Below are 25,424 nucleotides of genomic sequence, written 5' to 3'. Positions count from 1 at the left end.
TATATCAACATTTTGTCGGCAAGTAACCATCCATTTTGCCGTCTTTTAACCCATCCAATCCAGCCGGTTCCCCTTAATCGTTCAGCGCATGCAATGCTTGGGCGAATTTCTGAATGCCGGACTCCAATTCATGATCGGCAGGCCTTGCAAAGCTGAATCGAACGTATCCCGGTTCAGAACCGAATACCGTTCCCGGCATGAACACGACGCCTCTTTTCAAGGACTCTTCCAGAAGCTTGGAATCATCGACAGGCTGTTTGAGTTTCAGCCATGAATTCAAACCGCCTTGAGCCGGAATACAGCTAAACTTGTCGGCTAGCATTCGGTTCAGGGCCGTCATCAGGTGCAGCTGCTTCCGGGATAACGCATCCCGCAAGAACCGGATGTGCCGGTCGAATAGACCCGATCTTAGAAACTCATTGGCCAGCCATTGCGGAACGACGCTAAGTCCGAAGTCCATCTGCTGTCTTGCATCGGCCAGACGCTTGACGACGGTTTGCGGCGCGATCAGCCAACCGACTCGAAGTCCGGATGCGGCAATTTTGGAAAGAGATCCGACATACAGCACGGAACCATGCGCATCGATGGATTTCAAATTAGCCGGCGGACGGTTATCGAATGATGTCAAGCTGAACGGGTCGTCCTCCACGATAGGAATGCCGAGCTCTGCGGCGAGCTTCAATAATCGCGGACGTTTGGAGGCGGCCAGAATGCTGCCGGTCGGGTTCTGATAATTCGGATTCAGAAAGATCATGCGGATACGATGCTGCCGGAACAGACTTTCGATTTCCTCAGGATCAATCCCGTTCTCATGCACAGGTAAACGGAACAGCCGGAGTCCCGCGGATTGAAACATCGGAAGGGAATAGCTGTAAGAAGGATCCTCGATCGCGACAGCGTCACCGGGGGCTAATAAACACTGTGTAATCAAATAAAGGGACTGCTGCGATCCGGAAGTAATCAGAATCGAAGACTCTGTGGTACGAATATTCAATTGTTTGTCAAGAAAAGAGACCAGCGTTTCCCGCAACGGGAGAAAGCCTTGAGGGTCGTCGTAACCTAAAGGCGCCTCGAACGGAGCTTCTCTTAACAGCTGCTGGATGGCCTGATTGGGATATAAATCGGGCGACAGCTCTCCGCTTGCAAAGTCGATGATCGATCCCCGCTCCCGCAAAACTTCCCGGATCCGACGAATCATAGGCAGGTTGGGCGCGAACGTCCCGCCCCGGGCGTACGCTCTCCAATTCGGGGTTAAACTCGGCGTTACCCCCAACAGCCGCTTGCTCACCCTGGTGCCGCTTCCCGAACTGCTCTCGACAATCCCTTTGGCACGCAGCTCTTCGTACGCCTGTACGACAGTGCTTCTGTTTACTTCTATTTGCTCCGCAAGCTTTCGCTCTGACGGAAGAAAGCTCCCCGGCGGGTATTCGCCGTATAGGATTCTTCGTTCCATATCATCGGCAATTTGCTGGTAGAGAGGTTTTTTGCTCCTACGGTCAGGCTTCCACAATGTTAGTATCACCCATTTATGCGAAATTTATCAGGATTGCCTCGCCGGGCAACCTCTCCCTATTATATGATCCATATGAAGCGGGCTTCAATGATTTGGCCGTTCTGTCACAAAGACTTCTATTTTCCGGTTCGAGGCGTGTTGCATGGAACCGCAATCTCAACCAGCGTTCCCTGCCCCGGGGTGGATTCGATATGAAAGGGGATCGAGTCCCCGTAAGCCAGCAGGAAACGGCGATAAACATTATAAATGCCCGTATGCCTTTGGAAATAAGGATCGATCCGTTCCCCTTTGGAGGCCATAAGCTCCGATAGCTTGGACATGATATCCGCAGGTATGCCCGCGCCCGTGTTGCGGATCGAAATACGCAGATGTTCCTTCTCCACCTTCGCCTCCACGGTCAATAAGAACTCTTCCGCGTTCATGGAAGGGCTCCACCCGTATTTGATAGCGTTTTCGACAAAGGGCTGTATGCTTAGCTTCATAATGGGGATTTCCAAGGCTTCCGGGTCCAGCTCGAAATGTGCATTGACGTCCAGCCCGTTGCGATAGTAATGAATTCTCATAAAATTTCGGATATAGGCCATCTCTTCTTTCAAGGGAGCCCAGCCGCCATCGTTTCGTACGGAAAACCTCATCATCTTGGAAACGGATTGAACCATCTCGCCGACCGCGTCGCCATGATTTCGGACTGCGTAGGATTCGATCGTTTCGAGTGTATTGAATAGAAAGTGAGGGTTAATTTGGGCTTGAAGCTGCAGGAGTTCCCGTTCCTTTTCCTTTAATTTGGACTGAAACACCTCCTGCTCCATCTGCTGCAATTCATCCAGCATGCGGTTATAGCTTCGCACCAAAAAACCGATCTCGTCGTTAACGGTCTGCATCTTGATCGGGACATACGTGCCCCGTCCCAAACTCTGCATCCCTTGCTTGAGCTTGTATAAAGGCCAAAGCACCATATTCATGACAGGAAACGCGATCACGATCGCAATCGCGAGACTGACGAAAGCAATGATTAACGTCAGAACAAACGATTGCTGGACGCCTTTGGTGATCCCGCTTAACGGAGCCATCCATACCAGCTTCCAATCCCCGTAGGGAATGTTCGCATAGGTCGCTTCATACGTCACGCCGTCCGAGGTGAACAGAAATTCTTTGCTTGTCCGCGCGTCCTTCTCCAGCGCCTTACGGAAGTCTTGAAGCAAGGCTGCATCAATGGGGGTGTTGGAAACGGGCGTACTGCTCCCGGCGTGATACAACAGAAGCTGTCCTTCCTGTTCGGGGCTGGCATCGGTCAGCATGCTTTTGATTTTGTCTTCCCTGAGCTCCACGATGAACCAGGATCGAATATCCCCCGTATTCAGGTTGATGATCGGTCTGACAAAAGAAAAGACGTTCTCGTGCGTGCCGAGAAGAATATAATCCATGGCATGAGGCAGGGTAAGCTCCGGCTTGGTCGTGCTGAAAACCGTGCCGTAGATCGGGTCGTCCCGGAAGGAGTACCTGTAGTTCAGAGCTTTTTGATAAGAATCGAAGTAGACTTTGCCAAGCTGATCGAGATATAGAACGCCGACAATTTCATTGCGAAATTGCAGGGAGTTTTTCAGAATCGGCCGAAAGTCGATGATGAGGTTGGCTTGAGCAGCCAGATCGTCATCCGGCGTCGTCAAAAATTTTTGAAATTGGAAATTCGTAAACAGCGTATCGAACGATTGGTTCAGATCCTGCAAATAGTTCGTAATATCCTTGGACACAAACTCCACGTACTGGGAAGAGATAGACGCCGAATATTTGGTGCTGGAACGAAACATGAAGTATTGGGAGCTGTAGCTGACCAGAATAATCGGGATAACGGATAACGCCACTAACAGTAAAAAAAGTTTGTATTTCAGCGATAGATGGTCCACCTTATGTTTAAGGGACTGGAAAAACGGCGGCATGGTCATCTTCCCCTTTGAAACGATTCGTTATACTATTATTCTGCGTGAATGTTGTGATTCCTTGCAAGGAGATGAGCCGGTATGAAGATCTGCGTGGCCGATGATGAGAAGGAAGTGCGATTAAGCATCATACATAAGTTGAAAACGGTTTACCCGGCTGCTCAAATCTTTGACGTAGAGTTCGGGCGGCAAGCGTTGGAACAAATTCTTGTCGTACAACCGGATCTCGTCTTTTTGGATATTCGGATGCCGGAGATGGACGGTTTGGACATTTTGCGTGCGTTGAAACAAGAGAAAGCGCACATTCGAGTAGTTATTTTATCGGGATATGACGATTTTGACTATGCCCGGAGGGCGCTTCAGCTGGGGGCTACGGATTATTTACTGAAGCCGGCGGACCGCGACCAGCTCCGCGATGTCGTGACCAAGGTGAAGCAGGAGATGGAAGCGGCGTTTCTGAAGGAGTTTGACCTATACCTGGGTCACTTATCCAGCCTTTATCTCTTTATTCATGATTTGCGCTGCTTGAACACGAGCCTATGGTTTGACGAACGGGAGGCCAAGGACATTCATCTCGGGGATACCGGGGAGCTGTTAAAGCGCTGGGAACGATCGCCGGAGCGTATCCTGATCGCCTTTTCCGTCAATCACGATTACGGCGGAATCGTCGTGAGCGCTTCCTCCGTTCCGGGAGAGCACCGGTTTCAAGCCAAGCGCGACTTTTTGCCGGTCGTGCAAAACGCCATCGAAGCCTGGGAAAGCCGCAGGTTTTTTGGTGCTTCGCAGCCGTCGCCGGAGAGCCGGAGAAAGGACCGGAAGGATGCGGGCAAACAAGCTGCCGGGCTCCGGCAAAAAATATTATCGTTTGCCAAGGAAGGCCATTACCCGAATTTAGAAACGGCGCTGGAGGCTTGGCTGAATACATTGCTTGATTTGGATTTAAATCAGCTCAAGAAAGAATGCGTTAATCTGATGGCGCTGCTCGACGAAGGTCTCAGCAAGAGCGATATGATCGTGATTGAAGACGAGAAGCTGCACTATTGGTCACAATGGGTAGCCAAACACAAAACGTGGGACGAGCTGAAAAGCAGGATCCGGAAGTTTGTTTTGGATGGCGTTCGCGCGCTGATGCATCTGGAGCATCAATCCGGGTTAAGCTGGTTTGACCAAGCGCTGCATATGGTAGATACGTCAAGAGACCCGAACTTGAGTCTGGAGTCCATCGCCGACGTCGTTGGGGTGCATCCGGTTACGTTAAGCCGTATATTCAAGCAGCAGACCGGTATGAATTTCGTCCGGTACCTGGTACGAAGCCGGCTGCAGCATGCCCAATCCCTATTGCTCAAAACCGACAAAAAGATCAATGAAATTTCCGAAGAAGTCGGATATGTCGATTACCGGTATTTCCGGACCTTGTTCAAGAAAGAATTCGGCTGTACGCCGTCCGAATATCGCAGGCGCAACGGCATCGGAGCTGCGGGCGATGAGGCGGATTCCTGAGGAGGTTAAAAAGTTCGCCCCTTTGCGCTAAATTATTCTCCTGTTTTCGATAAATCGATCTCCCTATAATTGAATAAAAGGCGTCGCTAACTATTCAAAAAAAAGGGGTAAGGGTTCATGAAAAAAGTAAAACATTTGATGCTTGTTTCACTTTCGGCACTTGTTCTTTTCACAGGATGCTCGAAAAATGATTCCCCAACGGCTCAGGAAACGAACACATCCGCCAATGAAAAACCGAAAGCGCTTAAAGTGCTGTACGCTACCGTTGAAGCCGGGTCTGAAGCCATCATCGATGCGGCCAAAAAATACGAACAGCAGACGGGAATCAAGATCGAGGTCAATACGTTCCCGTATAACAATCTGCAGGAAAAAGTATTCTCCGAGCTGGCTCAAAAAAGCGACCATTACGATCTGATTGCCATCGATACGCCGTGGGTTCCTAAAATTATTCAGCATTTGGAGCCGATGACGACTTATATTAAAGCGGCAAAGCCGGAAAGCTTGCAGCTGAACGATTTTATTGCCAAGGCGTTCATGGATACCTCCGTGTTTAAGAAAGATGCCCCTCAGCTGAATCCGCCTCAGATGAACGAGATCAATCTGGATCAAATCGTCTCATCGGGATTCGATATTTGGAGCCTTCCGATCCAATCGAACGTGCTGACGGTAAGCTATCGTAAAGATCTCTTCAAAGATCCGAAAAACATGGAAGCATTCAAAAAGCAGTATAACCGGGAGCTTGCGGTTCCGCAAACGCTGGACGAGTACCTGGACATCGCCAAATTTTTCACACGGGACACGAATAACGACGGAAAAATCGATTTGTACGGGACGACGTTGATGGGGAAAAAGCACGAAGCGAATTTTGTGGATTTCAAGTCGTTCCTGAGCGATTTCGGCGGAAGCATCTTTGATGCGAACCTGAAGCCCGTCTTTAATGACGAAAAAGGCGTGAAAGCACTCGAGACCTACGGAAGCTGGATCAATCAGCATAAAGTAACGCCTCCCGGCGTGCTCACCTACACATGGGACGAAGTCGCTACGGTGTTCGGTTCCGGACAGGTTGCCATGGGGATGAACTACCACGATATGAAGCTCGATCCGAAGGTCAAGGGCGGCGAAACCGGTTACTTCGTGTTCCCGGGCGTGGACAACGGCGGCAACGTGGTAAGAGGCCCGCACTTTGGCTCTTGGGGCGTCGGAATCAGCAAATACTCCAAAAACAAACAAGCGTCTTATGAGCTCGCCGAATATTTGACAAGCCCTGAAGTGCAGAAAGGATATTTGAAATTTAATCAGCATGTGACTCGTAAATCCGCTTACGATGCAGCCAAATCGTTATCCGATCCCTTATTGAAGGAATATTATCAGGTTCTCGGGTCCTCCTTAAGCGTAGGCGTAGGCAGACCGCGGATTACGAATTACGATCAAGTGTCCGAAGCGGTTCAAATCGTCGTGAACGATTATTTATCGGGCAAGAAAGACGCGAAGACCGCGCTGAATGAAGGCGCCAAGCAAGTTGAAACGCTGATGAAGCAAGCGGGATATTGAGCTAAATAAGGCAGGCGCTTGAAAGCTCATGCTCAAGCGCCTGCATTAAACGGAGTGAACCCCATGATTAAAAATCAGGAATCGGGCAGGTTGAAGTATTTATTATTTGTGCCGACGATGCTCGTTCTCATCTCGATGACCATCGTTCCCTTTATTTTTTCTTTGCTCACCAGTCTGACCAATTACAAAGCGACGGAGCCGGAACGTTGGAGCTTTGTCGGATTGGACAATTTCGTTCGGGCCTTAACGGATAAGGATGTCCAAATTTCTTTTCTAAATACGGTCATTTATGTGGGCTGTGCCGTTTTTTTTGAATTTATTCTTGGTATTCTGATCGCTTTACTTCTGAATCGGAAGATGAAAGGCATCTCTGTGATCCGCATGCTGCTGCTGCTGCCTATGATGGCTACGCCGGTCGCGGTGGGATTGATGTGGAGGTGGTTGTTCAACACCGATTTCGGGATCTTCAATTATTATTTATCCGCCTGGTTCGGGATCACCGGTCCCAATTGGCTCGGCGACCATGCGCTGGCGATGCCCGTTGTCGTCTTGGTCGACATCTGGCAATGGACGCCCTTCATGGTGCTTTCCTTATTGGCGGGCTTGCAGTCCTTGCCCGATGATCCTGTGGAAGCCGCTTGGATGGACGGCGCCTCGCCGCTGCAATTGTTTTGGCATGTTACTTTGCCGCAGCTAAGACCGGTTATTCTAGTCGTTCTCTTGATTCGGATGATCGATGCTTTTAAATCGTTCGATGTCGTTTGGACGCTTACGAACGGAGGCCCCGGTTTAAGCACGGAGCTGCTGAGCTTGCGCGTGTACCGGGTGGCATTTAAATTTTGGGAAACGGGTTATGCCTCTGCGATCTCCTGGTTATTCCTGATTCTTGTTATCGTTATTACGTCGCAATTTATCCGTTTTCTTTATAGAGAAACTTCGAAATGAGCTGAGGATCAAGATTGATTACCGAACATTTACGTACTGGGGTTGAAACATATGGGAATATCACCCTCTAATTCGAAACGGTTGGTCCTGAACCGGTTTCTCGATCTGTTAACGTACGTCATTCTCGTGATTTCCATCTTTCCTGTGTTATGGATGGTGCTCACTTCGCTCAAAACGTCGTGGGATGCACAGGCGCTGCCGCCCATCTGGGTGTTTGTCCCAACCTTTGAAAACTACACCGCCCTGTTCGCGAATAAAGGGTCTTCAAGCGAGTTTACAAGTTTGCTGTGGAACAGCGCATTCGTTTCCATCGTGTCCACGGTTCTTTCCGTCGCATTCGGCGCGCTCGCCTCTTACTCTTTATCCCGTTTCAGGCTGAAGCGAGGGAAGGACATCGCGATTTGGATTTTGTCGACCCGGATGTTTCCTCCGGCCGCCACACTTGTTCCGGTTTTTATGATGATGAGCTGGCTCGATCTGATCGATACGTATGCCGCTTTGATCATTCCTTACACCGCTTTTAATTTATCGTTCGTCGTTTGGATGCTCAAAGGCTTTTTCGACGATATCCCCATCGATTTGGAAGAAGCCGCGACGGTGGACGGATGCTCGAGAATGACGGCCTTTTACAAGATTATTCTGCCTTTGATCGCTCCGGGCTTAGCGGCAACCGCGATCATCTGTCTGATGTTCAGCTGGAATGAATTTATGTTTGCCCTGGTGCTGTCCAGGAACGATGTGGTGACCGCGCCGGTTATCGCGAATCAGTTCATTACGATGTACGGCGTAAAATGGGGCGAGCTGACGGCAGCCTCCACCATTATGACAACCCCTGTGCTCATCTTCGCCATTCTGGTGAGAAATCACATGATCAAAGGATTGACGATGGGCTCTGTAAAATAATTATTTTTTCGAATGGAGGATTATAGGATGAACACGATGAAGGGTGTCGTATTCCCAGGCCAGAAGCAAGTTCAAATCCAGGAGTTTCCCGTGCCGATACCGGGTCCGAATGAAGTCTTGATCCAGATGAAAGCCTCCGCCATTTGTCGCAGCGATATGAGCATCTATTACGGCAATCCCGTGGTAGGGGGAGATGCGGCGGCGACGAGAACCATCATTCCGGGACATGAGCCGGCGGGTCTGGTCGTTCAGACCGGAGAGGGCGTCGCTTCGATTCGCGAAGGGGATCGCGTTGCCGTTTACCTTGCGCTGGGCTGCGGAGAGTGCGTGCATTGCAAGAGCGGGTACATGATGTTCTGCACCTCATGGAAATGCGTCGGTTTCGATGTTCACGGCGGCGATGCCGAGTACATGGTGGTGCCTGAGAAAAATTGCATGAAAATTCCTGATTCCATGAGTTACGTGGCGGCTGCAGTATCTACCGATGCGGTCGGAACGCTTTATCATGCGCAGAAGCGCCTTCACATATCAGGCAAAGACACGCTGGTCGTATTCGGATTGGGACCGATGGGCGGGGCGGGCATTCTGGTCGCCAAGGCGCTGGGAGCGACGGTGATCGCCGTCGATATGATCGAGGAGCGATTGAAGCTGGCTAAAGAGGAATTGGGGGCCGACTTTACGATTAACGGGAAAACCGAGGATGTCGTAAGCAGAATCCGGGAATTGACCGGGAATCGGGGAGCCGATGCCGCTATCGATTGCTCGGGCAGCACCATCGCCGAGAATCAAGCCTTGGATTGCGTGAGACCTCATGGACGGGTTGCGTTCGTAGGCGAATGCCGGGAATCCACCATCCGGCCAAGCGAGCAGTTGATTCGCAAGCAAATTACGGTGATGGGCTCATGGTATTTCCCGATCCAGGAATTTGAAGAAATTTGCGAGTTCATCGTCAGAAAGAACGTTGATGTCGAAAAATTAGTTACCCATAAATTCCCGCTGGAACAAGCGGAGCTGGCATTTCAAATGTTTGATGAAAGAAAAACGGAAAAAGCCGTCTTTGTTTGGTAATATTCCGATTACTCTTGGAGGTGCAGGCAATGAAAGGCATATCGTTTAATACGTGGGTGTACAGTTCTTTTCCGAGTTGGCTTCCGTCGTATCCGCTCGAGGAGGTCGTGAAGCGATTATCCGGTATGGGATATGACGGCATTGAAATCGGCTGCGCCAGTCCGCATGCTTGGCCCGATTATTTATCCAAGGAACGGAGAAGCGAGGTTAAGGCGCTGTTGAAATCGCATAGCTTGAACGTTTCTGCCATGCTGCCTGCGCCTGGCGGCGGTCCGGGGATGAACCCGAGCTCGCCTACGGCGGAGGAGAGGGCGTTTACCGTCAGGCATTACAAGGATGTGATCCGCCTTGCCCACGAATGGGAATGCCCGACCGTGATTTGGGTAGCGGGCTGGGCTGTTTTCGGAACGCCGCAGAAGGATGCTTGGAATTATAGTCTGGAAGGCTTGACGGATTGCGCCAAATATGCGAAAGAACTCGGGATAACGATGGTGGTAGAGCCTACTTCGGCGGACAGCAACTTGATCGAAACGGCCGACGACGCGCTGCAGCTGGCGGAGCAATCCGGGGAAGACAACGTGAAGGTGATGTTTGATACGTATCATGCGATCTACCGTAATGAAGTGCCGAGCGATTATGTGTACCGCATGAAGGATAAGCTTCACCACATTCATATTTCCGATGCCGACCGTCTGCCGCCCGGACAAGGGAGCTGCAATTTTGACGCCGTGCTGCGTGCGCTTAAAGAAATCGATTATCAGGGCTATTTGTCAATGGAAGTCGGATTTCATACGCGGGCAGCCGACCCCGATTGGTATGCCGCGACCTCGATTGAATATGTAAGGAAGAAGATGACCGAGCTTAACTGGAGCTAATTGAAGTTTCGACAGGTTACCGTTCATAGGGCTGTCCCAAGCGTAGTTCGGACTACGGAGGGACAGCCCTTTACGCATTCGTTTGCATAAATGACGATATTTGATGACATGATATACAGAAAATACCTATAGAGGTGTTTAATGTTTTTATTTAAATGGCTTACCAAGCAGCGAAAAGGCAAAATTAGCGGCGCTTTGCCACAACAGGTTTCTTCAGAACCGCCTGTAGGGAATGATTTTGCGGCGAGACTGGGCTGGTTTCGGCAGCAGTTAAACAAATGTTCAGACGTTAAGTTTCATGAGGTTCAATTGCCGGGAAACATCCCTTTCGCATTGATTTATATCGAGGGACTGATCGATCAGAAGCTGCTGCAGGAGCAAGTCCTGTCACCGCTTCAGTTTGAATTGACGGGGCAATCGGCCCAAGAGCTGCTGCATCAAATTGTGGAGCTGAAGCGGCTTCCCGTCTCGTATCTGGAAACAAGCACGGAGTTAAACAAGGCTTTGTATGCTTTGTTTGAAGGAACGATTGTTTGTCTGATGGACAGCGAGCCGCAGCTCGTCTTGTTTCCGATGAAGTCCGTTGAGATCAGGTCCATTCAACAGGCGGAAAATGAGAACGTCATCCGCGGACCTAAAGAGGCTTTTGTCGAAGATATAGCGACCAACATCACGATGATCCGCAGAAGAATCAAACATCCGGCTCTAAAAACGGAGCATTGCGAGTTTGGCAAGTATACGAGAACCGCTGTCGTCATCTGTTACGTGGAGGGTTTATGCAAGCAAACGCTTGTCGATGAAGTAAAGGAACGATTGTCCCGAATTGACATAGACAGCGTGCTGGGCAGCAGCTATATTGAGGAATTTATTGAGGACAACCCGTTCTCCCCGTTTCCCCAGGTGCAATATACGGAACGGCCGGACACGCTAAGCGCAGCCCTGCTGGAAGGGCGAGTGGCGATAATGGTGGACGGAACGCCGATTCCGATTATTGTCCCGGTCACCTTGTACATGCTGCTTCAGTCGGCCGAGGATTACTATCAACGATTCATTGCCGCCACGTGGATCCGGTGGATTCGTTTCATCTTTTTGCTGGTTTCATTTCTGCTGCCCTCGGTTTATATCGCGGTAACGACGTTCCATCCGGAGATGCTGCCTCCGAATTTATTGGTCACGGTGGCTGCGGCCCGCGAGAATGTTCCTTTTCCCGCTATCGTCGAGGCGTTCATTATGGAAATTACGTTCGAAGGCCTCAGGGAAGCCGGACTCCGGATTCCGAAGCCGATTGGACAAACCGTTTCCATTATCGGAGCTTTGGTGATCGGGCAGGCGGCCGTTCAGGCAGGCATCGTTTCCGCTCCGATGGTTATTGTCGTGTCCATTACGGGCATAGCCTCTTTCACCATACCGCATTTCGATCTCGGGCTGACCTTTCGTCTCCTGCGCTTCCCGGTCATGATCCTTGCCGCGAGCTTCGGTTTATACGGTGTGATCATCAGTATTCTGCTGATTTATATTCACCTGGTATCGCTCCGGTCCTTCGGCACACCCTATCTTTCACCTACTGCGCCTATCGTGTTTAGCGATTGGAAGGACGTACTGATTCGGGCTCCCTGGTGGCTGATGAAGAAAAGACCGCTGCTGTACGGAACGAAAAGCGATGAACGGATGACGTATCGCGGAAGACCAATACTACCTCAGGATGATGGTGACTGATGTTCCTGCATATGACAATGAAAGCCGCGCGTTTGCTCCTGCCTGCCGCCTGTTTGCTCTGGATGACCGGATGCTGGTCCAGGGTCGAAATCAACGATAGAGCCTTTGTGAGCGGTATGTATGTTGACGTTTCCGAGGAGAGCGGCTATGAAGTATCCTTAGGCTTTCCCCTGATGTCGAACCGGTTGTCGTCCGGGGGCAGTATGCCTTCGGGAGGGGCCAGCGACGGAAATCCTTATGCGATTGTGAGCAAGAGAGCCGGCAGCATCCCCGAGGCCATCCGGAAAATCCGCTCGGATCTATCCCGGGAAATATCATGGGGACACTGCCGGATCATTATCGTCGGTACCAAAATGGCGGAGTCCGGCGTCGATCCGATCCTGGAATTCGTGACCCGTGAACCGAACTTTCACACGAAAAGCTACTTCTTGGTCGCCCCCGGGAAAGGAAAAGACATCACCGAGTTAACCCCTGTGTTTGAGCGGCTTCCTTCCGAGGTGCTGCGTGAATTTGCCGAACGAAAAGTCACTTTGGATACGAGTGTCAAAGACTTGTTAGAAGCGGCCGCAAGAGGAGGGGATGCGGCTGCCGCGCTGCTAACGATTGGCAAAGTGAAGATGGTAAGCGAGAAGGGGAAGTTAAGCACATGGGTAGGCACGGATGGCGCCGCCCTCTTTAAAAACGGAAAAATGGTCGGAACCTTCAATGTTCAGGAGATGAGAGCGGCGCTCTGGATTGATGGAAAAATGAAAAGCTCCGTCATTTCGTTGAAGTCGCCGACCGATGGAAAAACGATTAGTTTTCTCATCTTGAACTCGAAATCCCAAATAAAACCCGTTGTCTCGGGAGACCGTATCCGATTTGATATCCGGATTGAAGCGGAAGACGACGTCATGTCATCGGAATCGGATATTGATTTGAACGATCCGGAGCAAATCAGCAAGATCGAAAATTTGCTGTCGCAGCAATTGAAGGGAAGAATTATGAGTGCCATTCAAAAAACGCAGCAAATGGGGATCGATGTGTTCGCATTCGGCAGATATATCGAATGGCGGTATCCTAAAGTATGGTACGAGCATCAGGACCATTGGCGCAGCACGTATAAAAACTGCGAATTTAGCGTGGTTACCCAAGTAAGCGTGAAAAGAACGGGAGTTGAAAAAAATCCAATCGTGCGTCAGATGCAGCGTCAACAGGGGGGATCGCGATGATTGTCATGACCGTCATTTTTCTTGGGATAGCGTACTATGAGTGGCATTTTCTAAAAGCCCGCCAACGGCAAAAAAGAACCTACTGGATTGTAGGCGGCTGGCTGCTTGTCGCTTATGGGTATATATTCGCGGTTTATACCGTCGAGGGCCTCCCAAGTCCTAATCAACTGATTGAATGGATGTTTGGTCCTATAGCACACATCGATCGAAACTAAGGAGGCGGCTGTTCATGCAGCGGGTCACCCAGCTTCAGCTAGGTTTAATGTTCGTCCTGTTCCATTTTTCGACGGCTACGGGATTTTTAATGGGTCTGATTTTCCCGACGGCGGATTATCAGGGCTGGTTGGTCATCTTGACTGCCTTTGCCGGAGGGCTGCTTATTACTTATATTTCCTTTGCGCTTGCCAAGCGCAGACCGAGCGAGTTTCTGGTTCACTACGGCAAGGAGCTGGTGGGCCGCTGGCTTCATATCATTCTGATGATCGGATTTGGTTTCTTTTTTATTCATCTTGCCGGCCTGGTGCTGCGGGAGATCACGGATTTCCTTATCCAGGTGTATTTGCCGACGACACCGTCGTGGATGGTCGCCAGCTTGTTCGCTTTTGTCGTTTCAATCGCCGTAAGGGCGGGGATCGAAGCGATTTTTCGTTGTGCCTCCGGCTTTTTTTTCGTCATTTTCGGCACGGCCTCGTTCATCCCTTTTATGTATGGCAAAGACTTGAATTTTAACCGCACGATTGCGCTCTTTACGCATTTGAATCCGGGCCGTCTATTTAGCGATACGTATCCGTTCATCCCCTGGTTCGGAGAAATGATGCTGATTCTTTTCATTTTCCCCTATATTCATAATTCCGGGAAGACGTTTCGTTCCTTATTGTGGTCGTCGGCTGCGAGCATTTACTTTATCGAGATGAGTTTCCTGTTATGTCTGCTGTTGTTTGGGCCGCACGTGTCGGCGCAATTGACCTACCCGGTGCTGGAAATGATCCGTTTTATCCGAAACGGCGGCTTCCTGGAAAATTTGGACCCTATTGTGGTTGCCATTTGGTTGTCCAGCTTATTTGTTAAAATTAGTATTCTGCTTTATATTCCGGTATTCATCACGGCCCAGCTATTCAGGCTTAAAGATACGAGGCCGCTTACTTTCTCGTTCGGCGCGATTATGCTGGGACTTTCCATGCATATCGTGGACAATTCGATCGAGCTCAATCAATTTCTGCTGCACGCTTGGCCGACTTTCGCGCTGGTCATGGAATGTTTGCCGCTCCTCTATTGGATCATGTCGGTCATTAAAAAAAACGCTCCAACGTTAAAATGAGCCTGGGCCCAGGCTGGGCCGTTTCGTTACCGGACGCCATATCGCGTTCATCCCGCATCTTTCCGGCTCCACGTACATATGCTGGTACAAATGCCTAGTGGAGGGGTGGGAAGTTATGGCGATTAAACCGCCGATTTTGAAGCAGGGGGACACCATAGGCATTGTCGCATTGGGAAGCCCCCTCAGCCCGGAAATCATCAACAACCGAGTGATGACATTGCAAGCCCTTGGTTTTCAAGTTGTCTTAGGAAGATACGTCTATGCCGCAGACGGATATCTCGCCGGCACGGATCAACAACGCGCAGCCGATTTCATGAGCATGATCGAGAATCCGAACGTCAACATGATTCTCCCTACGCGAGGAGGCGTAGGCGTAGCCGGTATTTTGCCGTTTCTCGATTATCCTGTCATTGCCCGCAATCCGAAAATCGTTTCGGGCTACAGCGATATTACCGTTTTGCTTAACGTCCTGTACCAGTTCGCCAATCTGATAACCTTCCACAGCTTGCTCCTCATCAATTTCACTACTTCCGAACCCGCTTATAGTTTCAATCAGTTTTTTCAGGCAACTTCTACTCCGGTCGCAACAAGGCCTATCTTGAACCCGCCGGGCTTTCCGCTCATCGGCAGGGTGGGCGGCAACGTCACGGGTCCGATCGTGGGCGGCAATCTGACCTCGTTCTCGGATACGCTCGGAACGCCCTTTGAAATTGACACGAGAGGGAAAATTTTGCTGCTGGAAGATACGCACGAGCCGATCAACAAAGTATACCGCATGATCAACCGGTTGAAGTTGGCTGGAAAATTCAGGGATTGCATCGGGATCGTCATGGGTGAATGCACGGGCTGCCAGGTGGCCTACGGAAAAACATACGACGATTTGATCAATGAGGTGCTTGTGCCGCTCGGCAAACCGCTGCTGACGAATTTGGCGTCCGGACACGGGATCTACAAGGCGGCTATTCCGATCGGCGCGAGGGTTAATTTGAACGCGACCCAATCTACGCTGACGGTTGTCGAAAGCGTGGTGAGCGTCTGAGATTCAAGAGTTCGCGTGACTGTGCGGTGGGCTTCTTCCCAATATTTAACGTTAGAATTCAAACGTTTCCTCGTCTATAATCAACGGTGCAAGCATAATACATCAAAGGAGTTGGCACCGCTTGAGAAAAAAGATTACTTTCCTGCTCATGAGCACCGTAGCCAGTATGTCCATCGCCTTGACGGCCCATGCATCCGCATACACGGTCAAGCCGGGAGATTCCTTATGGAAAATCGCTGCTGCAAACAAGACGACTGTTGATCAAATCGTAAAAACAAACGGGCTATCCTCGACCTCGATTTATCCGGGGCAAGTCTTACAGCTCCCTGACGATCCGAATACGTATATCATCCAAAACGGCGATACTTTTTGGAAAATAGCCGCCCGTTACGGAATCAGCACACTCACGCTCATCCAAGCGAACCCGCAAATCGCCGATCCGAACAATATATGGCCGGGACTCGCCATTCATATTCCGCAAAAGCCTGCGGCATATCTGGAAGGCATTTTCCCGCTGCGGGCAGGTACATATGAACCGTTTACGAACAATTACGCCGATTCCCGGACATGGTCTCCGGACGGGACGGAAACTCGAACACATGAAGGCGTCGATATTATGGCGAAGAAGGGAACGCCCGTTTACAGCGTCATGGACGGAACCATCGTAAACATCGGCTGGAACGAGTATGGCGGTTGGCGCATTTCGGTCAAAGTGGATGACAATACGCAATTTTACTATGCCCACTTGTCCGGCTACGCGGACGGCATGAAGAAGGGCGCAACCGTTCGGAAAGGCCAATTGCTCGGCTATGTAGGAAATACCGGTTACGGGCCGGTCGGCACGGAAGGAAAATTCGATCCGCATCTGCACTTCGGCATTTATACTATTAATCCATGGCAACCCGTTGATCCTTACACGTACCTGAAATGGTGGCAATTGAACGGGAAGTAGACCTCCTGTACGGATATGATTCATGAAAAACCTCCACCCCCGCCAGATCCGGCGGGGGTGGAGGTTTTTGGCCTGCTTGTTCCACTCAATGAATATCTTTCTTCTTAAAGCGTCCGCCTTTCACATCGTGGATGTTGCCGATGGCGAGGAAGGCGGCAGGATCCATTTCCTCTACGATCGTCTTCATCTTCGCCTCTTCAAGGCGGTTAATCACGCAGAAAATGACTCGCTTCGGGCCTCCGGTAAAGGCGCCCTCGCCGTTCAAATACGTGACTCCACGGCCTAGACGGTGGAGAATCGCTTCGCCGATTTCCTTGTTGTAGTCGCTAATGATCCAGACGGATTTGGATTCGTCGAACCCTTCGATCGTAATGTCAATCATCTTGAAGGCAATATAGTAAGCAATCAATGAATACATGGCGTGATCCCAGCCGAACACGAAGCCGGCGCTTCCGAGGATGAAGAGGTTGATGAACATGACGATTTCGCCGACCGAGAACGCCGACTTCTTGCTGAACAAGATCGCCACGATTTCCGTACCGTCGAGCGATCCGCCGGAGCGGATGACGAGGCCTACGCCGATGCCCAGAATGATGCCGCCGAATACCGCAGCTAACAGCGGATCGATGGTAAGGGGCGGGACCGGATGGAGCAGCGTAGTGCCGATCGACATGATCAGGACGGAGTATAGGGTGGAAATCGCGAACGTTTTTCCGATTTGCTTATACCCTACAATAAGAAACGGAAGGTTGAGAAGTAACAGAAAAATACCTAGAGGCAGTCCGCTTAACACTGAGGAAATGATGGAAATGCCGACGATCCCGCCGTCGATGATTTTATTGGGCACCAGAAAAATTTCTAAGCCTACCGAAACCATTGCAGCCCCTATGGTCATGAAAATAGACCTGCGGAGCAATTTCAACTTCTTGATTTGGCTGTGCTGCGGCTGCTGTTTAGCCGCTGTCGTGCCTGTGTTCATGAGCAAGATTCCCCCTCGATCTTTCTATGTGATTCTTCAAGCGCAAACTCTGCGGTCAACTCATCGATAATCAAATCGATGGCTGCGAGCTGCCCTCTGAAAAAATCTTTCATCTCCACAAATTCCGCTTGCTCCACTTGCCGCTTCAAAGCGTTCTTTCGAAGCAGGAGTCGCGAGACATAATGCTCGACTTTGGATTTGCGATAAGTTTCCGCCATCATAAACCTCTTATATGTTAATAATGTTCACATAAATTGTATACCAATGTATACGAACGCGCAACTTTTTGAATGATCAGCCGAACCGATCGATCCGTTCCAAGGGATGCTGGCATCACCAAAGTCGTGAAAAACTAACCAATTAATTCCAGATAGCCCAGGAAGATCCCGGACATCAGAAGCACGTTTGCTACTTGATCCGCAAGGGAAAGGGGCTCAACAGCTCCCGCACGATGGGCGGTGCGGAAGATACGACAGCCGATAGCTTGGACGTTTTTGACGAACGTTTTTTTGTCGGGCTGGCAAGAATCAACATGGACTTGGCGGGTAAAAGCTGAACCGCCTACTTCGCCTTGGAGAAGCTGTTCGGCGCGAACAGCCGATTCGGCTTCTATCATCGCAGCTTTGCGCAAGCACCTCGCAACCGTGCTGGTCGAAGGCGTCCGCCTGTTCCCGGACGGCGGTTGGAAAATATCCTCGACCAGCAACACTTCCCGGCCTGGCCAATATATTTGTGCCCTATCATCGCATGCCGCCTGCTCGGTTGGACTTGGGAACAGACGGGCACGGCAGCGGACGCGGCCCATGTGAAGGGGCTGACGCACGAAACATTGTCGTTCTGGAGCTGGAACGGGCAAATCATTTCCGGGGAAATTATGGGCAGTAAATAGGATTCTCGCGGGGTCACCGGCATTTTATGGCGGAGGAAACGGCGGAAGCGGTATAACAAGCAGCATAAGCGTCTACGTGTTCGCTGATCGAGGGATGTGGCGAGAGGGTCAGTGATTATCAAATTCATGTTAGAGATGTGGAAGATATGTCGGGCGGCTGAGCCGTTTAGTCCGCTCGCTGCGTAGGCCCGGCCGACTATGGAGTTGGATTACGGAACAAATGTTCCCTTAAATTCATTTTGTCCGAAATGCCCAACCTCGCGCCCCCGTCCCGGACACACGGCAACCGCGCACCCCGCGCTCCCGTCCCGGTACGTTTTGCTTATTTTGGTTTAAATAAATGATAGTGCCCATGCAGGGTTCGAGCTTACACAAGAAGGGGGATTCGAGATGGAGCTGTTTATCGATATTCTCATCCTGCTCGCTATTATTGTGGGTTCCGTCATCGTTCACCGGTTCTTGCCGGCCGTGCCGCTTCCTCTCCTTCAAGTCGTTCTCGGCTGTCTGGCCGCGTTATCGCCATTCGGCATTCACGTTCCGTTGAATCCGGAACTGTTTCTGGTGCTGTTCGTCGCGCCGCTGCTGTACCATGACGGCAGAAAAACGCCAAGGGACGAGCTATGGAAGCTCAAGGCCCCGATTCTGCTGCTGGCGCTGGGTTTGGTGTTCGCGACGGTGTTTATTGCCGGGTACGGCATACATGGTTTGATCCCTTCCATTCCGCTGCCCGCTGCCTTTGCGCTGGCGGCCATTCTCTCGCCGACCGATGCGGTGGCCGTAGGCGCCATCTCCCGCCGAGTTCATCTGCCCAAGAGCATCCTTCGTCTGCTCGAAGGGGAGGCGCTGATCAACGACGCATCCGGCATGGTCGCTTTCAAATTTGCGATAGCCGCCATGTTGACGGGCGTGTTCTCCCTGTCGGCGGCGAGCTTAAGCTTCGTGTGGATGGCAATCGGAGGAACGGTGTGCGGAGCTGCTTTATCGTTCCTGATCATTCGTCTCCGGGTGCTGATCCGGCGTCTGGGCGTGGAAGAAGCGACGCTACAAACACTGCTCCAAATCGTTACGCCGTTCTTCATTTACTTGACCGCAGAGGAACTGCACGTATCCGGCATTTTGGCTGTCGTCGCGGGCGGCATCGTACATGCGATCGAGCAGGAACGCGCCGAATCCTCCATGCTCAAGCTGCAAATCGTATCGGCCAGCACCTGGTCGGTTATTTTATTGATGCTGAACGGACTGGTATTCATCATGCTCGGCCTGCACATCCCCGGCGTCACCGCTGTTATTGTTGAGAGCGGGGCTTTCGACATCAGTCGGGTGCTCTTGTATGTGGCAGTCCTTTCCTCCGGGCTGTTTACGCTCCGGTTTCTGTGGATTTATGCAGGCTGGACGGGAGCCTGGCTGCTCGGCAGCCGTAATAAGATAACCAAGCCGCAGCTGAAGCCGGCTCTGCTGACCGCTTTATCCGGCGTCCGGGGCGCGATCACGCTGGCCGCAGCGTTCTCCATTCCTTATACGCTGCAGGACGGGTCGCCCTTTCCCCAACGCGACTTGATTATTTTTATGGCGGCCGGGGTTATCGTATTCACGATGGTAACCGCAAGCTTTGTGCTGCCGGTGCTCATGAAGACAGAAGACGACGCTGCCGAAGCGGAGCAAGAGGAGATCGGACAAGCGGGCGGCATTCGCATCCTCCAGGCGACGATCCGTCTGATCCGCGAGGAACTGTCGGTTTGCAGCGAAGCGGCTGCGCTATCGGTCATCTCCGAAGAACGGGAGCGCAAAGCGCTTCGGGAGTCGGAAATCCGGCTTATCGGCATTCAGGCAGAGCGCGAGGAGGCGGGCAGCTTATTTCAGAACGAACGCATTTCCCGGGAGACGGCTTATAAGTTTGAAGAGCTGCTGAATCAGTTGGAATTGCTGTTGACACCAGGGACGCCCTTTCCGTCCGCACCCTCCGTCCGCGACATGGGATCGTTCATCTCGGGCTTGTTCAGCTTGTATCAGCCGAAGCATTGGCTGGAAGCGGTCCGTGCTCTACGGGAGGAAATCCGCGATTTGGTGGATTCGGGCAAGCTAACCCGTGAACTGGCGGGACGGCTTCTCCGTTGTCTCGATCAGGTGACGCGATCCGTCGGGGAGCATAACGACCCTTCATTTCGGAGGCAGGGAGAGGGACGGTTGTAGAAGGTGCTGATCCCGCGGGATTATGGTATTGGTTTTAGCCGGGGAGTGAAAACAGCTCCTGGCCAGCATCGAATTCGCTTGTCTCGAGAGGATGGGCAAAAGCTGAACGTGCCGGTCTACAAGCTGCTGGGCGGCAAGCGGAGAGACCGGGTTTCATTCGCAAGCTGCCTGTTCTTCTGAGGCGATGGAGCGGGAGCCACGAAAGTGGCTCTTTTATATGATTTGGATACTTGGGAGATGGCCGGGAGTGTGATAGGATATAACTAAACTGCGCCTTATAAGGAAGTGGTTATGTTGACTTTGGAAGAGGTTATGAGCAAGCTTGAAGCCATGGGAACGGAACAAACGAAAAAAACGTTTTTTCGTCACGGGGCCAAAGAACCTTGCTTCGGTGTGAAGATCGGAGATTTAAAAACGTTGGTGAAGCAGGTTCGCAAGGATCAGGCGTTAGCGCTGGCGTTATACGATTCCGGTAATCATGACGCGATGTATTTGGCCGGGCTGTCGGTAAATCCGAAACAGATGGGGAAGGAACAGCTTCAGACTTGGGCCAGGCAGGCATACTGGCATATGCTTGCCGAGTATACGGTGGCGGGCGTAGCGGCGGAAAGTCCGTTCGCGCTCGATCTGGCGAGGGAATGGCTCGATTCGGACCAGGAGCTGATCGCTGCGTGCGGCTGGAGCACGTATGCGAACTACATCTCGATAACACCGGACGAGCAGCTGGATATCGCGGAAATCCGCGGTCTGCTGAAGCGGGTGCGGGAGACGATTCATGAAGAGCGTAACCGCGTGCGTTACACGATGAACGGCTTCGTTATCGTGGCAGGCACCTCGATTGCCGCTCTGCAGGAGGAAGCGAGGGAAGTGGCGGAACAAATCGGCAAGGTCCATGTGGATGTAGGTGAAACCGCTTGCAAGGTGCCGCTCGCCACGGCATACATCCGCAAAGTAGAAGCGCTGGGAAAGACCGGAATCAAGAAGAAGACTTGTATTTATTAAACCAGGCCTTATAAATAAACCGTATAAGGGATGGTAGTTCAAGAAAGAACAGGAGCTTCAGGGAGGAGAAAACGTTGATGAACATCGTGGTACTGGACGGTTATACCTTAAATCCGGGGGATTTGAGTTGGAGTGAATGGGAGAAGCTGGGGCGCTTGGTTGTATACGACCGCACCTCTCCGGAGGAGATTGTGGATCGCGCTTATGAAGCGGAGATCTTGATTACGAACAAAACGCCGCTTTCGGCGGATACCCTGGCCCGCCTTCCCAAGCTTAAGTATATCGGCGTATTGGCGACGGGGTACAATGTTATCGATACGGAGGCTGCCCGTCAGAGGGGAATTCCCGTAACGAATGTGCCGACGTATGGCACGCAATCGGTCGCCCAATTCGTATTCGCTCTCCTGCTGGAGCTCAGTTCGCAGGTGGGGCGGCATGACGAGGCGGTGAAGCAGGGCGAGTGGTCGCGCAGTCAGGACTTCTGTTTCACCCGGTCGACGCTGGTCGAATTGTCCGGGAAGACGATGGGGCTGGTCGGGCTGGGCCGGATCGGCGGTCAAACGGCCCGGATCGCCCGGGCGCTGGACATGCGCGTGCTTGCCGCAGGCAGCGGCCGGACGACTCCGCCGCCGCATGAAGACGTCGAGTGGGTGCCGCTGGAGCGGCTGCTGGCCGAATCGGACGTCGTCAGCTTGCACTGCCCGTTAACGCCGGCTACCGAGCGCATGATCAATGCAGAGCGCATTGAATTAATGAAGCGCTCCGCCTTCCTCATCAATACTTCGCGCGGCGCGCTTATTGATGAGCAGGCGTTGGCTCAGGCTCTGCACGCCGGACGTATCGCGGGCGCTGCGCTCGATGTGTTGGCGGTCGAGCCGCCGCCGGCCGAACACCCGCTGCTTACCGCGCCGAACTGCATCATTACCCCTCACATTGCCTGGGCCACTCAAGAAGCGAGAGCCCGATTAATGGCAACGGCAGTCGACAACGTCCGATCGTTTATGAACGGGGTTACTGTGAATGCCGTCAATAACCTGGGCGGCTAGCCGGGAGGGAAGGTTCGTAAGCCTGTGCCTTGCCAATAACGGCGACATATGAGGCCAGCTTGTCCTTTACCCAAGGATCATTTTCAGGTATGTTTGGCATAAGCCATTTTTTGAGGAGAAGAGGAGACACGTACGGCGTATGGCAACCATTAATGATGTAGCGTTAAAGGCAGGGGTTTCGGTAACGACGGTTTCGCGCGTATTGAACAATCGGGGTTATATTAGCGAAGCGACGCGGCGTAAAGTATACGAATGCATGGACGAGCTTGGCTATCGCCCCAATGAAATCGCGCGCTCGTTATTGAAGAAGCAATCGAACCTGATCGGGCTGATTCTGCCGAGCGTGTCCCATCCGTTCTTCGGTGAGCTGGCGACGCATCTGGAGTACTACGCGCATCAATACGGATTTAAGCTGCTGTTGTGCAACTCCTTGCTTGACCCGAATAAAGAGCGCGAATATATCGACATGATGAAACGAAACCGGGTCGACGGCATCATTATGGGCAGCCATACGTTGGAAGTCGGGGAATACAAGCATATAAACCGGCCTATCGTGACCATGGATCGGCGGATCGGCGACAACATTCCATTTGTCGCTTCGGACAATTACCGCGGCGGCGAGCTGGCGACGAACTTGTTGGTCGGGAAGGGCTGCAAGAAGATCGCGCATATTTGCGGAAATTTAGAGCTTAATTTGCTTGCGAATCAAAGGAGCGAAGCGTTTAAGAACGTCGTCAACCAGAGCGGGACCGATCATGTCATGATCCAAACGGATATGAACGTGTTCGACCAAAGCCAGTACGAGCGTATTATTGACGAGCTGCTGCAGCAGCATCCCGATATCGACGGCGTGTTTGCGACCAGCGATATCATTGCGGCTTTCGTGGTGCAAATATGCCGGCGTCTCGGGAAAGACGTGCCGCGCGACGTACGGGTCGTCGGATATGACGACGTCAACGCGGCTTCCTGGATGTTCCCCTCCTTATCTACCATAAGACAGCCGATTGAAGCGATGAGCCGATTGGCGATTGACCTTATTCAGCGGCAATTGGACGAATCCGAATTCGACTATCACAACATTCTTCCGGTCGAATTGATCGAACGGGAGTCTACGTAACCGGAATGAAGACTAGACGACTGCGCTAAGAACGGGACTACGGGGCATTGATGCTTCGCAGTTTCGTAAACCGTATGATGTCAAACGATTGACATGTCAAACCTTTGACATCTATAATGGCCCTTATATTCCCCTTGTTCAATGTGCAGGGCTCCTTAAATAAATATAAGACGCAGCGCGATCGGAAAGGATGCATAATGACCTATACCGTAGAGAAAGCGAACCGATTTATTCGGGAAAACAAACATCAGCTGCGTTCGGACTTCAGGCTGCATTACCATTTCATGAGCGAATACGGCTGGATGAACGATCCGAACGGGTTTATCCATTATAACGGAACGTATCATTTGTTCTATCAATATTATCCGTACGAGGCCAAATGGGGGCCGATGCATTGGGGCCATGCGGTGAGCGGCGATCTGATCCGGTGGGAGCACCTGCCGGTCGCTCTCGCGCCCGATGAAGCTTATGATCAGGGAGGCTGCTTCTCCGGCAGCGCGATCGAGCATGAGGGACGTCTGTACTTGATGTATACCGGGCATGTCGAGACCGGACCGGATAAGGACCGGGACTACCGGCAAGAGCAGGCGATCGCCGTGTCGGAGGACGGGGTGACCTTCGTGAAATGGAAGGATAATCCTGTCATTGCTGCCGGGGCGATTCCGCAGGGCGTGAGCCGCCAAGATTTCCGCGATCCGAAGGTGTTCAAGCGCGGAGACGCGTATTATGCCGTGCTCGGATCGAATGACGGCGCAGGACACGGGTTGATTTTGCTGTATCGATCGGCGGATCTGGTACACTGGGAGTATGTGAACGTCATCGCGAAGAGCGATGGAACGCTGGGCGATAACTGGGAATGTCCGGATGTGTTCGCGCTCGGCTCGAAGGACGTGCTCATGATGTCGCCTCAGCGGGTGCCCGCGCAAGGGGACGATTATTGCAATTTGCATTCCACGACGTATATGGTCGGGCACTTGGATACGGACGATGGCCGCTTTCATTATGACGCGTATTATCCGATCGATTACGGCTTCGATTTCTACGCCCCGCAAACGACGATTGACGCACAAGGCCGCCGTGTTATGATCGCCTGGATGGATATGTGGGAATCGTTGATGCCGACGCAGCAAGGACATCACTGGGCGGGGGCGATGACCGTTCCGCGCGAGGTGCTGACGGACGGCGACCGTCTGGTGTTCAAGCCGGTGGACGAGATCGAAGCGTATCGGCAAGCCCCTTACGAACTTTCAGATGTTATACTGAAGGGGGAGCGGGTTCTGGAGACGCAAGGAGACCGTTATGAGCTGAAGGTTGTGATCGAGGCCAAGGGTGCGTCGGCGTTCGGAATCAAGCTGCGTACGTCCGGTCGGGAGGAAACCGTGCTGTCCTATCATGCGGAGGAGCGGCAGTTCCGCTTCAACCGCGATCGTTCAGGGATAGGACCGAAAGGGGAAAGAAAAACGTCCATCGAGCTGGAGGACGGCAAGCTTAGTTTGCGAATCTTCGTCGACGTCTCCTCTGTAGAGGTGTTCCTCGGGAAGGGGCATAAGGTGATGACCGGCCGTATTTATCCGAACGAACAGGCGCGCGGAATTGCGTTATTCTCCGAAGGCGAGTGCAGGGTCGTTTCGTTGACGAAATGGGATATCGGTTAATATTTAGGAGGGACGTTC

The 25,424-nt window shown here is 51.9% G+C and carries 21 protein-coding genes and 1 pseudogene; 18 read left to right on the top strand and 4 right to left on the bottom strand.

What is annotated here, in order from left to right; all coding sequences use genetic code 11:
- Positions 1 to 73 precede the first annotated feature (73 nt).
- The gene (gene pdxR / locus FKP33_RS07905) at positions 74 to 1,510 is read right to left on the bottom strand and encodes a MocR-like pyridoxine biosynthesis transcription factor PdxR (RefSeq protein WP_141334440.1); all 1,437 of its coding nucleotides are present in this window, start codon (positions 1,508 to 1,510) and stop codon (positions 74 to 76) included.
- A 119-nt stretch (positions 1,511 to 1,629) separates the two neighbouring features.
- The gene (locus FKP33_RS07900) at positions 1,630 to 3,450 is read right to left on the bottom strand and encodes a cache domain-containing sensor histidine kinase (protein ID WP_141334439.1); all 1,821 of its coding nucleotides are present in this window, start codon (positions 3,448 to 3,450) and stop codon (positions 1,630 to 1,632) included.
- Positions 3,451 to 3,531: 81 nt separating this feature from the next.
- Between FKP33_RS07900 and FKP33_RS07895 the strand changes: the two genes are divergently transcribed.
- From FKP33_RS07895 to FKP33_RS07845, 12 genes are all read left to right on the top strand, one after another.
- Positions 3,532 to 4,950 (top strand): response regulator transcription factor, encoded by a 1,419-nt coding sequence (locus FKP33_RS07895; protein ID WP_127607478.1) that lies wholly within the window; start codon positions 3,532 to 3,534, stop codon positions 4,948 to 4,950.
- A gap of 117 nt (positions 4,951 to 5,067) precedes the next feature.
- Positions 5,068 to 6,501 (top strand): ABC transporter substrate-binding protein, encoded by a 1,434-nt coding sequence (locus tag FKP33_RS07890; protein ID WP_258313408.1) that lies wholly within the window; start codon positions 5,068 to 5,070, stop codon positions 6,499 to 6,501.
- A 63-nt stretch (positions 6,502 to 6,564) separates the two neighbouring features.
- Entirely contained in the window at positions 6,565 to 7,446 is an 882-nt protein-coding gene (locus FKP33_RS07885; RefSeq protein ID WP_141334438.1) for a carbohydrate ABC transporter permease, read from the top strand.
- Between the two features lie 51 nt (positions 7,447 to 7,497).
- On the top strand, positions 7,498 to 8,349 hold the full coding sequence (locus FKP33_RS07880) for a carbohydrate ABC transporter permease (RefSeq protein ID WP_127607472.1): 852 nt from the start codon (positions 7,498 to 7,500) through the stop codon (positions 8,347 to 8,349).
- A 27-nt stretch (positions 8,350 to 8,376) separates the two neighbouring features.
- Positions 8,377 to 9,417 carry a zinc-dependent alcohol dehydrogenase family protein gene (locus FKP33_RS07875; protein ID WP_230875906.1) on the top strand — a complete coding sequence of 347 codons (1,041 nt, stop codon included), beginning with the start codon at positions 8,377 to 8,379 and terminating at the stop codon, positions 9,415 to 9,417.
- 29 nt (positions 9,418 to 9,446) lie between these two features.
- Positions 9,447 to 10,292 carry a sugar phosphate isomerase/epimerase family protein gene (locus FKP33_RS07870; RefSeq protein ID WP_054799044.1) on the top strand — a complete coding sequence of 282 codons (846 nt, stop codon included), beginning with the start codon at positions 9,447 to 9,449 and terminating at the stop codon, positions 10,290 to 10,292.
- A gap of 141 nt (positions 10,293 to 10,433) precedes the next feature.
- Positions 10,434 to 12,008 carry a spore germination protein gene (locus FKP33_RS07865; RefSeq protein WP_141334437.1) on the top strand — a complete coding sequence of 525 codons (1,575 nt, stop codon included), beginning with the start codon at positions 10,434 to 10,436 and terminating at the stop codon, positions 12,006 to 12,008.
- Positions 12,008 to 13,219, top strand: coding sequence for a Ger(x)C family spore germination protein (locus tag FKP33_RS07860; protein ID WP_141334436.1), 1,212 nt, complete (start codon positions 12,008 to 12,010; stop codon positions 13,217 to 13,219). The genes FKP33_RS07865 and FKP33_RS07860 overlap by 1 nt, the downstream gene beginning before the upstream one ends.
- Complete coding sequence (locus FKP33_RS27045) at positions 13,216 to 13,434, top strand: hypothetical protein (RefSeq protein ID WP_181410079.1); 219 nt, start codon at positions 13,216 to 13,218, stop codon at positions 13,432 to 13,434. Before FKP33_RS07860 ends, FKP33_RS27045 begins: the two co-directional genes overlap by 4 nt.
- 14 nt (positions 13,435 to 13,448) lie before the next feature.
- Positions 13,449 to 14,537, top strand: coding sequence for a GerAB/ArcD/ProY family transporter (locus FKP33_RS07855; protein ID WP_181410078.1), 1,089 nt, complete (start codon positions 13,449 to 13,451; stop codon positions 14,535 to 14,537).
- A 115-nt stretch (positions 14,538 to 14,652) separates the two neighbouring features.
- Complete coding sequence (locus FKP33_RS07850) at positions 14,653 to 15,576, top strand: S66 peptidase family protein (protein ID WP_141334434.1); 924 nt, start codon at positions 14,653 to 14,655, stop codon at positions 15,574 to 15,576.
- 121 nt (positions 15,577 to 15,697) lie between these two features.
- Positions 15,698 to 16,528, top strand: a complete 831-nt coding sequence (locus tag FKP33_RS07845) for a M23 family metallopeptidase (protein WP_127607461.1) — start codon at positions 15,698 to 15,700, stop codon at positions 16,526 to 16,528.
- Positions 16,529 to 16,613: 85 nt separating this feature from the next.
- On the opposite strand, the gene FKP33_RS07840 is transcribed toward FKP33_RS07845, so the two are convergent.
- Complete coding sequence (locus FKP33_RS07840; protein WP_127607459.1) at positions 16,614 to 17,507, bottom strand: YitT family protein; 894 nt, start codon at positions 17,505 to 17,507, stop codon at positions 16,614 to 16,616.
- Positions 17,504 to 17,725, bottom strand: a complete 222-nt coding sequence (locus FKP33_RS07835; RefSeq protein ID WP_141334433.1) for a hypothetical protein — start codon at positions 17,723 to 17,725, stop codon at positions 17,504 to 17,506. Before FKP33_RS07835 ends, FKP33_RS07840 begins: the two co-directional genes overlap by 4 nt.
- Before the next feature lie 212 nt (positions 17,726 to 17,937).
- On the opposite strand from FKP33_RS07835, the pseudogene FKP33_RS27620 reads away from it, so the two are divergent.
- The 6 genes and pseudogenes from FKP33_RS27620 to FKP33_RS07800 form a co-directional block, all read left to right on the top strand.
- A pseudogene (locus tag FKP33_RS27620) lies at positions 17,938 to 18,396 on the top strand (glycoside hydrolase family 52 protein); the annotation flags it as partial.
- Between the two features lie 390 nt (positions 18,397 to 18,786).
- Positions 18,787 to 20,586, top strand: a complete 1,800-nt coding sequence (locus tag FKP33_RS07825; RefSeq protein WP_141334431.1) for a Na+/H+ antiporter — start codon at positions 18,787 to 18,789, stop codon at positions 20,584 to 20,586.
- A gap of 294 nt (positions 20,587 to 20,880) precedes the next feature.
- Positions 20,881 to 21,588, top strand: a complete 708-nt coding sequence (locus FKP33_RS07815; protein WP_141334524.1) for a DNA alkylation repair protein — start codon at positions 20,881 to 20,883, stop codon at positions 21,586 to 21,588.
- Positions 21,589 to 21,665: 77 nt separating this feature from the next.
- Positions 21,666 to 22,634: a D-2-hydroxyacid dehydrogenase gene (locus tag FKP33_RS07810; RefSeq protein WP_054797943.1), complete on the top strand. Its 969-nt coding sequence runs from the start codon at positions 21,666 to 21,668 to the stop codon at positions 22,632 to 22,634.
- Between the two features lie 139 nt (positions 22,635 to 22,773).
- Positions 22,774 to 23,751: a LacI family DNA-binding transcriptional regulator gene (locus FKP33_RS07805; protein ID WP_141334430.1), complete on the top strand. Its 978-nt coding sequence runs from the start codon at positions 22,774 to 22,776 to the stop codon at positions 23,749 to 23,751.
- 197 nt (positions 23,752 to 23,948) lie between these two features.
- Entirely contained in the window at positions 23,949 to 25,406 is a 1,458-nt protein-coding gene (locus tag FKP33_RS07800) for a glycoside hydrolase family 32 protein (RefSeq protein ID WP_127607448.1), read from the top strand.
- The last annotated feature ends 18 nt before the right edge of the window (positions 25,407 to 25,424 follow it).

The sequence above is a fragment of the Paenibacillus sp. tmac-D7 genome, assembly GCF_006519665.1.
Lineage (GTDB): Bacteria > Bacillota > Bacilli > Paenibacillales > NBRC-103111 > Paenibacillus_G > Paenibacillus_G validus.
The sequence above is the reverse complement of the archived record's forward strand: the minus strand, read 5'-3'. Positions and strand labels throughout refer to the sequence as shown.